Below are 12536 nucleotides of genomic sequence, written 5' to 3'. Positions count from 1 at the left end.
TTTTAGTTTGACAATGATTGCATCCTCTATTTTGCGCAAAAGATAATTGTAGGTTCAACTTCTCTGCTTTTCCAATGCCTGACATTCGATTGGGCTAATACAATTTAGGATCCATAGTGTATTTTAGCTATCTAATCGCAGCAAATCTAAGGGCTCATATAAGGTTCTCCTAGAATACTTCCTGGTACATCAGCTCAATTGTGGCCTCCTTTTTGGTTTCTCCCTCTTCCACAAAGATCGTAGTCCATCTCGGCGTGAAATTATAAACCAGATAATGGAAAGCATTCAGAATTTCTTCGGGACTGCTTTGCAGATCGACCCCTAAATTCTTCTCATAGCCGATAATCCGAAAGAAAACGCCGTTTCCCAAAAGTTCATCCTGTGCGTCTGCTCCATTGTCGGGAGCTGCTCCAAAGCATATAATTTCCGTTTTATTACCGGATAATAAGTCGATAAGATGGGGACGGACTGCTAGAAACAGAGCTTCGTCCATCAGATTATAGGGTACATCCATATCTTTGGCCTTGATGGTGAGTGCAAAATCTTCAAAATGTAGCTCCATAACCAGATTATTATTGAAATTTCCATCCCTTCAAATATTTGCCCAGAAATGATCCTTTGGATTTTAAAAATCAGTCCAGAATCCCTTTTCCGAATATTTTTTCAACCTGAAACAGATAGCTGTCCAGTGTCGGCGTCGCCAAAAAAAATCGGCTGACTGCTCCTGCCCTTCCATCGGTCTTCTGATGGTCAAATGCCCATTCCAGCTTCGAGGCATAATCCTCAAGCTGGCTGTTGTCCAATACTTTTCGCAATTCCCTTTCGGTATTGATAAAAGCCTTAAGCATGGGAAAATCATTGTTATTGTCCTGCTCATACCTTTCTGTTCCTGATTTTAAGTCACGGAATTCCTTTCTGAACAGGCCTAGAACGGCAGGTATGTTATGTTCATAGAAGACATCAGGCATCAGTCCGGCCTTGTAATTCGCATAATGCTCTTCCGAAGATATTGTATTCTCCAGATACTTTTCAAAGGTTTGGATTCTATATACATAATCCACATTAAAAAAATTATCGTCCTGATAATCAATATTCATTTCCTAAAATATTAAATGTTGAATGAAAACTTTAATATAAAAATAGGTAAATTTTTAATATTATTAAATGAATGCATAATGCCTGCAATTTCAATGGAAATTCCGCTTTCTCCATTATGCTGCCAATGCGCAATAATGGTATGGAATGCCGCTATTTTTATTTGCATGATTTGCTTTAGGCAGGCTAGCTGAAAATTGTGACGGCATCATTTAGGTTTTCCTCACTTATGAATGTAGTTATAAACTCCCGCACTTCCCTGCTGCTTTCTTTTGAAGTTTCGAAAGAATTGATATGAAATTCATCGTCTTGGTCCAAAATGTGTATAATTTCGGTATATCCTTTCGATATAAGGCTCCCTTTGAGCTTGATTATATTAAACTGCTGCCTCCCGTCCAAGTCCTTTCGCACCCTTAGTCTTATAGCCTTTTCCATCGCATTTGATTTAAATGTTTTCAGATCTCTTTTCACATCAAATATAAAAATTAAAACAAAAGAAAACTTCAAAACCGCAAGGGCTGCAGTTTTTTTTATGCTGCCTTTTTGCTCCGCTGCATAATGCGGCTTTTTATATTTAAGCTGGAACCATTTTCATTCGAAACGGCATAAAAAGACAGCCAAGATAGTGTCCCCCGGCCGCTGCATGCGCATAATGGCTCCGCTTCGCCTCCCCACCCTTCGGGACTTATAGAACTCCGCGTCCTCCAGCGGTCCACTGGCTCCTTGCTTTCTTTTTTTCCGTTTTTTCTTTTGAAAATAATTTTTGGGAAAGGGGGAAAGAAAGTTCAAAACAGTACTCACTTAAATTTTTTAATCATGGAAATCATTGGAAGACTTACAAAAGATGCCGTAGTGGCAAAAGTCAGCGCAGAAAGACAGGTGGTGAATTTCTCAATCGCCGTAAACGACAGCTACAAGCCTAAAAACAGCTCCGAGCCTGTCAGAATTGTGACCTACATCGACTGTTCGTACTGGCTCTCGACGGGAGTTGCGGACTATCTTAAAAAAGGGACGGCTGTGGAGCTTTTCGGGCGCATCGGACTCAATGTCTATATCGGAAACGATTCGCAGGCACATGGAAGCCTGACCTTTCACACAAGCAATATCAAGATTATTGCCTTTGCCGCAAATGAGCAGAAAGCGATAAAGCAGAAAAGCGCCGATTCGCAGAATTCTGAAAAAGACCCTGACGACCTGCCGTTCTAAGGTCGGAGTTCCTAAATGTATAAGCCTAAAGAAAAATGTCATGTATGCCTTTACAAAATCAATATACGCCGAATATCCCGTAAGCGCGGTATTCAATAAAATGATACTGTCGGACTTGGATTCCTACGACGGAACCAAAAAAGAAAAACTTAAATCCTTTTTGGAGGACTTGCAGAGAATGGGCTGCATCAGCGGGATGGTTTCCGAATTCATCTATCACGCCGACTGCAAAAGGTTCTATATCGCCCATCTTGACGATTTGGAAAATATCCGCGAAGAAATCGAAGACTCGCTTGGCGAAGCGGTTAAGAACCGCCACCGCCTGCCCCACTACACTTTCATGTGCTGGCTCTGCTTTGAGGAATATTGCTTTGACATCTACCGAACCGTTTTCGAACGATAACTGATTACCCTAAAAATTCTCAATTATGAACGGTTCAGAAAAATTCAAAACAAGAATAGGCGATTTTCTAAAAGAAAAATCGCTGAGCGATTCCGCTTTTGCGCCAATGCTTGAAAAAGCCTCAAAAAACTTGGACAATTGCCTGAAATATATCATCGCCGAAGTCAAAAAAACAGGCGAGTGCGCTTTTGACGACAGCGAGATTTTTGACATGGCGGTCAGATACTACAACGATGATACCATTGGTGAAGTTCCCGAAATCAGATGCAGAGTGATGACAGATCAGCCCCAAAAGGCTGATTTGTTCTCCGCTCCTGTTCCTGTTGCTCAAAACGTTGTGGAGAAAAATGCTTCCACCGCTCCTGCGGAAGTGCTTCCTGCAAAAGGAACTCCAAAACCTGCTCAGACAGCCTTAACACTTTTTGACCTATGACCCCTAAAACCATCATCGAAAAAGAAATCTGCGCCTTAAGCGCATCGCTTGCGCCGATTTCATCCCAAGCCACGGCTTGGGCGGAAAAGACCGTTTTCCTCAAATGGGGCGTGCTCTCTCGAGGAAGATTCCATTGCCTTGACTGCTGCCATTCTTGGAAGCCTGACATTTCCAAACCCGAATGCCAGAACTACACCAAATGCTCCACTTGCAGGGGGAAACTTAAAATACAGCCTTATAACAAAACCAATTTCAGGGAAATTGAATACTCGGCCGTTCTTGATACGGCGGGGTCTTATCAGGTGGTGCGCATCGTCTGTTCGCACAAGCAGATGAAGAAGAATTTCCTGCCAACTTATTTTCATAAGGAAGTCATGCAGCATTGGATTTCCCCGACAGGCGATGTGCGCAGCCTCTCTATGAGCTGTAACGTATTCTCGCAGGCATACGACCAATGGAAATACTATTCCCCCCTTGAAATCAGGCCAAAGGATTTTCAGCAGTCCCCAAAATACCGAATCGCCCCTTACAGGGTCTACCCAAAACTCAAGGTCGTCAGTCCGCTAAAAAGAAACGGATTCAAGACTTCGTTCCACGGCATAGCACCGCAGATTCTCTTCACAGCCCTGTTGCGCGATTCGTTGGCTGAAACGCTTCTGAAAGCCTCACAGCATTCCATGCTCTCCTATTATCTGCTTTCGAACGGACAGCATATCAGGCAGAACTGGCAGGCTGTAAAAACATGCCTCAAAAACAGCTATACCATATCCGACTACAGGATTTGGGAAGACTATATCGAGCTTTTGCGATGGTTCAAAAAAGACATCGGGAATCCGCTTTTTGTCTGTCCTGATAACCTCAGCGAAGCGCACGACAGGCTAGTGGATAGAAAAACGGCAATTCAGCGAAAAAAATATCTTGTTCGGATGCGCTCGGAAATAGCCGAGGCGCAGAACATCTACGCCGAGGAAAAAAAGGATTTTTTCGGACTGAGCTTCTCGGAAAAAAATCTCAGCGTTTCGGTCATTGAAAATGTGCAGGATTTTATGCATGAGGGCGACAGCCTGCGCCACTGCGTGTTTGCCAATGGGTATTACAAGAAAAAAAACTCGCTTATTCTGTCTGCAAAAGTGGACAGCCAGTCGGTGGAAACCATTGAGCTTTCCCTCAGGAACATGGAAATCATCCAATGCAGGGGATTTAGGAACAGCGCTTCCAAATACCACAGACGGATATTGGATCTGATGGAAAGAAACATGAATCAGATAAAAGAGCGGATGAAAAAAAGCAGAATCAGCTGAAGAAAGCAAAGCCGGCCTAGCGCCGGTTTTTTTATGCGCGGGCAGACACTTCAAGGTTAAAAAAGCTCAGACAAGACTGTCTATTGTTCTGGCTTGGATTGAATTCCATCACAAATTTCGGGCACAGCCGGCGGTTCGCCCGCAAAAAATTCCCCCATAAATGCTCCCTGCCCCGCTTTATTGCGTTGCTTTTTGCGCTCGCTTTGCTCTGCCCGCCATGGGTGCTGCAATTAATCTAAAAATTCTTGAATTATGAAAACTTCAGCACACACCGCAAAATGGGCAATCGTATCAGAAATCGAACTTGTATACCGATCAAAAGTAAAAGCATCCGAAAGGCCGGCTGTAACCTCATCAAAATCTGCCTACAGTCTGGCACTGCAGCATTGGGATAAAGGCAGGATCGCATTCACCGAGCAGTTCAAAATCATGCTTTTGAACCAGTCCAATCAGGTTCTTGGCATCTACGAAATGTCTTCCGGAGGAATCTGCGGAACCGTTGTGGACATCCGGGTGATTTTCGCTGCAGCTTTGAAGGCCGCCGCAGTAGGGATCATCCTTTTCCACAACCATCCTTCGGGAAGGACAGCCCCTTCCGAGGCCGACAGGAAGATCACCGCCAAAATTATCCAGGCCGGAAGAGTGCTGGATATCCAGGTGATGGATCACCTGATTATGGCTTCTGAATCCTACTATTCATTTGCAGATAACGGCGAGATGCATTAAAGGCATTGCGCTGTTCCCTGATTACAAAAGCCCGCTGTCCTTACAGATAGCGGGCTCGTTTTATTTGGTCTGCCGGCTTTTGGATCGTTATATTTCCACAGTCCCGAAGGTATGGGGTCTAGAGGATCATATTGGTGATTTCAAATTCCTTGACAAGATAGTTTTCTTTTGTCTTTTTCAGGTCATTCAGTTCGGCTGCACTGATCTCGCGCATCGTTTCGATATTGTTTTTAAGGCCTATGTTCCCTGATTCCGATTTGGCAAGAATATCTTTGAAGGCATGCACTTTTCTCAGCCTGCGTGCCTTGAGTTCGGTAAAGCCCGTCGTTGATGTAAATGGAAAATTTACATTTCTCCAGTTGAACTGTATCCCTGTTGCCTTCTCCACATCCGATACCGGCACCTGGTAGGTTTTGTTGTCGCTGAATGTCAGGTTCTGGAAATAGTCATCTGGAAGCTCCTGCTGAATCAGTTTCATGCCCTTCTCGACAACGGCAGCATTTATCAGTTTGCTCTTTACAAATTCCCACTGGCTCATCATGAATGCTACAGCGTTCAGGCTGCCGTCGCTTTTCCTCCAAACAATTACTTTCCAAAAAACCAGAGGAATCTGGATCATTCCGTTTTCGTATGCCTTATTGAACAGCAGGTCGTCGGTCCTCAAAACGGGTCCGGCAAAAACCGAAATATCCGACGCTTTGTTCTTCACTCCGTTCTCCATGATATGCTGCTCTAGCTGGAACCAGATGCCGTTTTCGCGGTTGAGTTTTGAATGCTGCGGCACCACATTGGCCCAGTTGAAGGTCTCATAATCTGCGTTTGCTGCATTTGGCCCCCAGGCGGGATCAACCCTGCGTACCACGTGCCCTCGGTCAAAAGTTCTGTCGTCATTGCCATAAAAATCATTATTCAGCTGATAGCTGTTTTCGATCTGCTTGGAGTAATGCCATGGTTCGTTTCCCTCCCGAGGTTCTGCATTGAACTCGGCTCCCCTGATATTGCAGGCCGTCATTAGCGGAAGACGGCGGATCCTGTGCTGGAAGGAGCTGAAATGGGTGTATCTGATCTCGAATCCCTGTCCGTCCTTCCGCGGCACGCAGACATCATAATTTATCTTTGGCAATTTGAGCGGCACCTGCAGAAAACCGCTGTCGTAACCTTGCAATTCTTCCATATCTCAATAATTAAGTATAAAACATTAGCTTTTAATGACTTACTAAAATATGGATTCTGAAACTGATGGCTAGCAGTATAATTACCTGTTTTGATGCAAGAAGGGGTTTCGATCCAAATGGCATGAAAATTAAGCCACGTAAAAATTGAAAATATAATTTATTCAAATTATATTGCATCTTTTATGAGGATAATTCCTCTCGTTTTTTAGAAACTTAAAACAATCCTTTCTAAATGCCTAACAATAAATCCATCCTGGTCAAAAATTCAAGCATGCTGCTTATCGGTCTGGCTCTTTTTTTCTTCATCTACTTCCAAAACAGAATAAACGGACTTATCGAGAGGTATCTCATGACTGATCCTTCATACAATACCTGGCACCTGCAGCTGTTCATCGCGCTTCTCTTTGCTGCCGTTTGGATAAACTTGCTCTACAAGATGCTGATACTGGAATACAGGCCGTCCAAAAGCGAATATTTCTTTGCTGGAACAGTTCTGTTTCTGGCTGCCTATTACAGGTTTGGCCTAGGTGGGACAGGCTGGAATCTTCACGGCTACAATGCCTTTCATGGTTACAGCGTAAAATACCTGGATCTGGTGCTTGCGGGAGTAATCTCGTTTTTTTTATTTAATGCAGCCAGATTTCTTTTCTCATGCAAAAAGATTACTGAAGATAAAAACCTGCTGTTGGGCGATAATCCCATATCGGATCAGGGCAGCGACGAGCTCGAATATCATGTGACTGCAGAGAAGCTCAGCAGGATGCTTTTGCTGGAGCAGCACAAAAGGTCGATTTCGATTGGCCTAATCGGACCATGGGGCAATGGAAAATCAAGCGTTATCGAAATGACCAAAAGATCTTTGGAGAATAGCGGGCCATTTAAAAAAAATGACCTCATCGTCATCCATTTCCTTCCGTATCTGAACCACAGCGAAAATGACATAATAAATGAATTTTTCACCTCGCTGAGCAATGAGCTGTCTGCCTACAGCGGCAAACTCTCCAACCAGATCACTGACTACGCGGGAAAGCTGACCGACATCTACGAAAACAAGACCATCAGCAGTTTTCTGGAAGACCAGATTACAAACTTCTCAAAATATTCGGCCAACGAGCTCTATAACAATATCAACTCAATGCTGGAGGACATCGATAAAAAAATTGTCGTTTTTATAGATGATCTGGACAGGCTGAACCAGTCGGAGATTCTACAGACTCTGAAACTGATCCGAAATACAGCCAATTTCCACAATACCTTTTTTGTCGTTGCCATGGATAAGGACTATGTGGTCAGACGCCTCACCGAAGACCGCAATATACTCGATACAAAGTTTGTCGATAAATTCTTCCAGCTTGAAATATATCTTCCCCTTATTGACTCCAATATCCTCAAAAAATTTTTCATCAAGGAGCTTGGCAGGCCTTTCAGCCCCTCGCCGGCAGATTTCAAAGAAATGATCGCCACAGTGATGAATGATCCGAATCTGCTCTTCACGGATTACATCCGCAACTTCAGGGATGCCAAACGCGCCGTAAACCAGATCAAATTTGACCTGACGGTTTTTAAGGAGGATTTCAATTATCTCAATTTGAAGGACTTTATCAATTTTACATTCTTCAAGCTCAGATTTCCTGATATGATAAGCCAGCTCAATCTCAACTTGGGTGCTTATGTGCAGATAAACCAAGATAACCAGACCTACTTTCTAAAGGAAATAAACCAGGAAGAACAGCAGGAAAATGATCTTTTTTTAGATTACATGGACAGCGAACAAATAAACAGCATCAAGCACCTTTCCAAATATGAAATATTCGAAAAGATTACTTCAGATGGAGCGGATAACCAGACAAATAAATCGCTCAATGCAGTAGAGCGCAGAATACTGATGAAAACCCTCGCCCATCTGTTTGGAAAAGAAAATGAGATCGAGGCGCAGAGTTCCATTAAATATGTGGCCAATTTTCAGATGCTTATGGAACAGCGCATATTTGAAAAGTACCTGAAGCAGTCCGAATTCGACAATCTGTACACCTGTAGCCAGGCAGCTCTGAAACCTGAACTTGAAAAAATCAACAAAGAGAAGAAGATCCAGCAGCTGCTGGACCGCCTTTCATTCCTTACAACCAAAGATCCTTCAAAATTAAAGCGTATCGTGATCTATACTGTTATTGTGTATGAGAAGTATAGTACCTACAATCAGTTCGATCTTGAAACATTCAGACTGATCGACAAGTTTCTTCAGCTCCTTCATCAAAATTGGGATATAGCCGCAGATGGTGATTATTCTCCTTGGATAAACCAGAACATTTTCAGCAGCGATCTTTTTTTGCCTCAAACCAGGCTCATGCTGCTGAGCAATATTTGGGAACTGCACCAATTTAATCATAAGTGGCACCTGCAAGATGATTATATCTCGTCTAAAACTGCTGAACTTTACAAAGAATATCTAAATTCATTCAAGGATGGTCTGTGGGATGTCAACAATTATCAGACCTATTACACCTACGACAGCATCAAGGATATTGACCCGGCAGAAATCAACAGGGTTTTTATGGATTTCTGGAGCGATAATCCTATTGAGCTCCTGTGCGCGCAAATGACCGATTTATCCAGCTATTCCAACACCGCTTTTAATATTTCTCCGACTGCTGTACATATTTTTGGAGCTATGTCCGCCGTAATGGAATTCATTGGAGGGCACAGAGATTCAGCCTCGACGCAGATTCAGGAATACTTGGAACTTTTCAGACTCCTGCAGATCACCGGACTGAACTTATATCTGGAATATGATTTTGTCCACTCCACGCTAATCAAGAACAAAATCAATTACTGGAAATCAATTCCGGGACGTGATGCTTTGGTCGATGAGCACAGGCCGCTGCAGGCGGTCCTGAAGACAGACAACAGGGCACTCTCCCTCACATTGATCTCAAACTTGGACCTGGACTATTATTTTCAGACAAGGAGTTTCGAATTCGAGGGTTCTTTTTATCTGCTTCTGACCATAAACACGGAAAAGACCACCAAAAATTTGTCACAATTTATAGACAAAGTTCTTGGACTTGTCAATGATTCACAGCCTAAATTCAATGAACCATACATTCAAAAATCAAGTATAATTGAACTGGGCGAGGATCTTGCTTTGGAATTTGTTTCAATTATTCCTTCAGAGCCTAAAATAAAATACGCCGGATATCAAAAATAGTTGAGCAGGATCAGGCAATCTGCATATATTTATATACATGTAAAAATCAATTAATTAATATTTTTTTTCTACGGCCGCAGCAATAAATGGAATTTCAAAAATTAAGGCTCTGTTTAAATAATTGTAGTAAAATATTTATATCTTAGTGTCGGACAAAATGCATCTGCCGGCACAGATCTAATATGGATTAGATTTATACAAAATATGAAGTGGCATGTCTAATTAAGTTGGAATAGTTGTAACCCATAGACAAATATAAATAACTGATTAACATGATTAGACAAACTAAAAGTTATCACATCACAAGATACTTTTTGGCAAAGCTTGTTTTCTTCCTTTGCTTGTCAAACGGCATTACAGCGCAAAGCGTCGATGAAATGCCTTGGGACAATAAAAAGTATCTTACCGGAACTTCCATCAAGTTCAAGGCGCCAGATAAGGATTTTTACCGAGAGCAGGCTGGCAGAGAATATCAAGTGCTGCGGCTCAAGTACGAAAAAAGCAAATCACGGCTGCAATCACAGGCAAATAGCATCAAAATCGGTACGGAAAGTGCCGTAGAGTTTATTAATCTGGTTCCTGCGGCTCCGATAATCACCAGCCCTCTAAAGGAATGGATATATCAAGATTTGGACAATTTTAAAAGCAATAAAGAAGAAAATTTTGCTAAAAAATTCAACAATGCAATTCTTGATTCTTTTGAAGCAAATACTAAAAAAACGCTTCAAACTGACAACGGTCTGACTTTCGATGCCAGTCTTGATGATTTTAAAAACGAAATCCAGGTTTTTAAAAATAGCCTGAAGATGGAAGACTATCAGATAATTGCCCCAAAAGTGGATGAAGTCATACTAGGGTTCATAAAAAACAACAGGAAGGAATATGAGGACAGATTCAACTCCCTAAAAAATGAAAATCAGGCGCAATGGAAAAATTTAGAATCCGATATAGGCAGCAAGCTTAAAGATCTGGAAAGCAAAACTATTGAATTCGACAGGCTTGTCCTGGAAAAAGTCAAAGAAAATGCAGTTGCGCTGCAAAAGTACAGCGAAGGCGTCACTCAAAAATTTCAACAGCAGCAATCAGATATTGATGCAATGAGGAAGGAGATAAAAGAAAATGGGGAAAAGATTGAAAGCAACAAAGCAGAGATTGAAAAAATCACCGGCAAAATAGGCAAAATAGAAAGTGATATCCAAAAGCTTAACCAGCTGGCTTTCGAAAATAAGCAGCTGATAAGCGAGAACACCTTTAAAATAGATGTCATTGCAGATGTCCTCTACGACAATGTCAATACTTCCGGCAAAATGAAGCTATTGGATCTGAGGTATAAAAATGATCAATCCAATTCTTCCTACCAAAAAGAGAAGCAGAGATTGGAAAACATACAGACAATTGAAGATATCAAATATCAATTAGCCACCGGAAGAGAAGTTCTGACTCTGGCAAGTAATTTAGGACTATCGGACAAAGACTATAAGGAAGCTTCAAAGATACTTGCTGTAGGCGAAGTGATTGCTGGAGGCGCTATGGCTTATTATACAGGAAATCCTGTAGCGGGGCTTCAGGCAGTAAACGGAGCATTCGCTTTATTTGGCGGAGGACCAAAACCAAATCCTGAATTTGATGCAATTATGCAGCAATTTGCGATCGTCAATAAAAAGCTTGACCAGATAAATGATAAGCTGGATGCTCTCAGCAAAAATCTGACTGAATTTAGAAACCTTACAATCGATCTGCACCAGGAGAATCAAAAAAGGTTTGACATAATTGAAGAAAAACTGGATAAGATACAAACTGATGTAAATAATATGACAGGATTGATATATGCACAGACAACTGAAGGGCTGAAACAGGAAAATATAACTGGATATGGTTTTCTTTGGACAGACTTGCAAAAGGCTACTAAGATCAGTACTTTAAAACAATTGTATAATGGCAACCAGAAGCTAAAAAATACTGTAGACATTACATACAACAATACTGAAAACAAATCAATAGATTCCAAACCTTTCCTGCATTTTAATAATTATGATAAAGAGAGCTATTGGGAATATAAGATATATACGCCAATGCTGGAGATGGCAAGCAATATCTACGGTGATGGAAATCTTAAAAAATTTGAGAATTCAATCACTTACATCTATGACTTTAGCGAAATGCTGAAGTTGAAAGAAAATGCCCCAGCCAATTACTCGAAAGATATTTTTCCTGAAATAAAATGGGATATTAAAAAGCTAATTTATCCGCAAGCCTTAATAACACTTACAAATTTCACTTCATTGTTTGAGCCCTATTTTTATTTTTCATCTTCCTCAATTTCCAATAATTACAGCATTCCTGCCGAAAGTGTACTAAAAGACATCAATTATGCCAACAAAAATAAAAGCTTAAAAATACAATTCGAGAACATCTTAAAGGAAAACCGCACTGCAATCCTGCAAACCAATATTATTGCAGGCATTCCCATTATAAGCTATGTCAGAAAACATATTGAAGAGCCTTCATTCAATGTTTTTGAAAAGAAGAAAATATATGAAATTATATCTTCTGAAAACTACTACGTAAAAGCAAATCTTTCAAACAGCATACTTTACGGCTACATCCATCAGCAAAATTTGCATGCAGAAAAGCTGAATAAATTATTGAGCTGTGATTGCAAAAATGATGAATATGATGCCCTATTAAAGGACTTTAACAGGGATTTTGCAAATGGCCGTTATGAACTGGGAAGAACTGATAGTCAAGGAGCAAACAGCATTGCACTATTTATCAAGCCGACAAACATTCCAGGCATTGACCTCTCCACCAAGCCAATCATCCTTCCGCTGCCGCCGTTTGAATATGTTTATGAAAACCGAATTATGTATCCAAGCTACTTGGAACTGCTGTATGAAAATATGGCCCAAGTCGTGAATAAGGTAGTAAAATACGATATCGTTGAGAAAATGAACGAAAATAATTTTATAAATCTTAAACTTTTAAAATAACC

At 41.3% G+C, this 12536-nt stretch carries 11 protein-coding genes; 7 read left to right on the top strand and 4 right to left on the bottom strand.

The annotated features are described in order from the left end of the window. Positions 1-169 precede the first annotated feature (169 nt). The 3 genes from OZP10_RS14530 to OZP10_RS14520 all read right to left on the bottom strand — a co-directional run bounded on the left by OZP10_RS14530 (position 170) and on the right by OZP10_RS14520 (position 1530). Positions 170-562 carry a hypothetical protein gene (locus OZP10_RS14530; protein WP_281631510.1) on the bottom strand — a complete coding sequence of 131 codons (393 nt, stop codon included), beginning with the start codon at positions 560-562 and terminating at the stop codon, positions 170-172. 70 nt (positions 563-632) lie between these two features. Further along, complete coding sequence (locus OZP10_RS14525) at positions 633-1097, bottom strand: hypothetical protein (protein WP_281631509.1); 465 nt, start codon at positions 1095-1097, stop codon at positions 633-635. 184 nt (positions 1098-1281) lie between these two features. Next, positions 1282-1530, bottom strand: coding sequence for a hypothetical protein (locus tag OZP10_RS14520; protein WP_281631508.1), 249 nt, complete (start codon positions 1528-1530; stop codon positions 1282-1284). 381 nt (positions 1531-1911) lie between these two features. Here OZP10_RS14520 and OZP10_RS14515 point away from each other — a divergent pair, with 381 nt between their 5' ends. The 5 genes from OZP10_RS14515 (at position 1912) to OZP10_RS14495 (ending at position 5164) form a co-directional block, all read left to right on the top strand. Further along, on the top strand, positions 1912-2301 hold the full coding sequence (locus OZP10_RS14515; RefSeq protein WP_281631507.1) for a single-stranded DNA-binding protein: 390 nt from the start codon (positions 1912-1914) through the stop codon (positions 2299-2301). A 40-nt stretch (positions 2302-2341) separates the two neighbouring features. Beyond that, positions 2342-2704 carry a DUF7222 domain-containing protein gene (locus OZP10_RS14510; RefSeq protein ID WP_281631506.1) on the top strand — a complete coding sequence of 121 codons (363 nt, stop codon included), beginning with the start codon at positions 2342-2344 and terminating at the stop codon, positions 2702-2704. Between the two features lie 25 nt (positions 2705-2729). Next, a complete protein-coding gene (locus OZP10_RS14505; RefSeq protein ID WP_281631505.1) occupies positions 2730-3137 on the top strand; it encodes a Cas9 inhibitor AcrIIA9 family protein in 408 nt (135 codons plus the stop codon). After that, complete coding sequence (locus OZP10_RS14500) at positions 3134-4438, top strand: PcfJ domain-containing protein (protein ID WP_281631504.1); 1305 nt, start codon at positions 3134-3136, stop codon at positions 4436-4438. Before OZP10_RS14505 ends, OZP10_RS14500 begins: the two co-directional genes overlap by 4 nt. Before the next feature lie 252 nt (positions 4439-4690). Then, positions 4691-5164: a JAB domain-containing protein gene (locus tag OZP10_RS14495; protein WP_281631503.1), complete on the top strand. Its 474-nt coding sequence runs from the start codon at positions 4691-4693 to the stop codon at positions 5162-5164. A gap of 118 nt (positions 5165-5282) precedes the next feature. Here OZP10_RS14495 and OZP10_RS14490 read toward each other — a convergent pair whose 3' ends face one another. Continuing rightward, entirely contained in the window at positions 5283-6338 is a 1056-nt protein-coding gene (locus OZP10_RS14490) for a DNA/RNA non-specific endonuclease (RefSeq protein ID WP_281631502.1), read from the bottom strand. Between the two features lie 233 nt (positions 6339-6571). On the opposite strand from OZP10_RS14490, the gene OZP10_RS14485 reads away from it, so the two are divergent. Both OZP10_RS14485 and OZP10_RS14480 read left to right on the top strand, forming a co-directional pair. Then, positions 6572-9544: a KAP family P-loop NTPase fold protein gene (locus OZP10_RS14485; RefSeq protein ID WP_281631501.1), complete on the top strand. Its 2973-nt coding sequence runs from the start codon at positions 6572-6574 to the stop codon at positions 9542-9544. A 272-nt stretch (positions 9545-9816) separates the two neighbouring features. Next, positions 9817-12534 (top strand): hypothetical protein, encoded by a 2718-nt coding sequence (locus OZP10_RS14480; protein WP_281631500.1) that lies wholly within the window; start codon positions 9817-9819, stop codon positions 12532-12534. Positions 12535-12536: the final 2 nt, after the last annotated feature.

This window comes from Flavobacterium luteolum (assembly GCF_027111275.1).
Taxonomy (GTDB): domain Bacteria; phylum Bacteroidota; class Bacteroidia; order Flavobacteriales; family Flavobacteriaceae; genus Flavobacterium; species Flavobacterium luteolum.
The sequence above is the reverse complement of the archived record's forward strand: the minus strand, read 5'-3'. Positions and strand labels throughout refer to the sequence as shown.

What these genes read in the sequence shown, in the direction of transcription:
- OZP10_RS14500 (WP_281631504.1), top strand. Translation starts at nt 3,134, where the DNA reads ATGACCCCTAAAACCATCATCGAAAAAGAAATCTGCGCCTTAAGCGCA.
- OZP10_RS14510 (WP_281631506.1), top strand. Translation starts at nt 2,342, where the DNA reads ATGTATGCCTTTACAAAATCAATATACGCCGAATATCCCGTAAGCGCG.
- OZP10_RS14495 (WP_281631503.1), top strand. Translation starts at nt 4,691, where the DNA reads ATGAAAACTTCAGCACACACCGCAAAATGGGCAATCGTATCAGAAATC.
- OZP10_RS14525 (WP_281631509.1), bottom strand. Translation starts at nt 1,097, where the DNA reads ATGAATATTGATTATCAGGACGATAATTTTTTTAATGTGGATTATGTA.
- OZP10_RS14485 (WP_281631501.1), top strand. Translation starts at nt 6,572, where the DNA reads ATGCCTAACAATAAATCCATCCTGGTCAAAAATTCAAGCATGCTGCTT.
- OZP10_RS14505 (WP_281631505.1), top strand. Translation starts at nt 2,730, where the DNA reads ATGAACGGTTCAGAAAAATTCAAAACAAGAATAGGCGATTTTCTAAAA.
- OZP10_RS14520 (WP_281631508.1), bottom strand. Translation starts at nt 1,530, where the DNA reads ATGGAAAAGGCTATAAGACTAAGGGTGCGAAAGGACTTGGACGGGAGG.
- OZP10_RS14480 (WP_281631500.1), top strand. Translation starts at nt 9,817, where the DNA reads ATGATTAGACAAACTAAAAGTTATCACATCACAAGATACTTTTTGGCA.
- OZP10_RS14490 (WP_281631502.1), bottom strand. Translation starts at nt 6,338, where the DNA reads ATGGAAGAATTGCAAGGTTACGACAGCGGTTTTCTGCAGGTGCCGCTC.
- OZP10_RS14530 (WP_281631510.1), bottom strand. Translation starts at nt 562, where the DNA reads ATGGAGCTACATTTTGAAGATTTTGCACTCACCATCAAGGCCAAAGAT.
- OZP10_RS14515 (WP_281631507.1), top strand. Translation starts at nt 1,912, where the DNA reads ATGGAAATCATTGGAAGACTTACAAAAGATGCCGTAGTGGCAAAAGTC.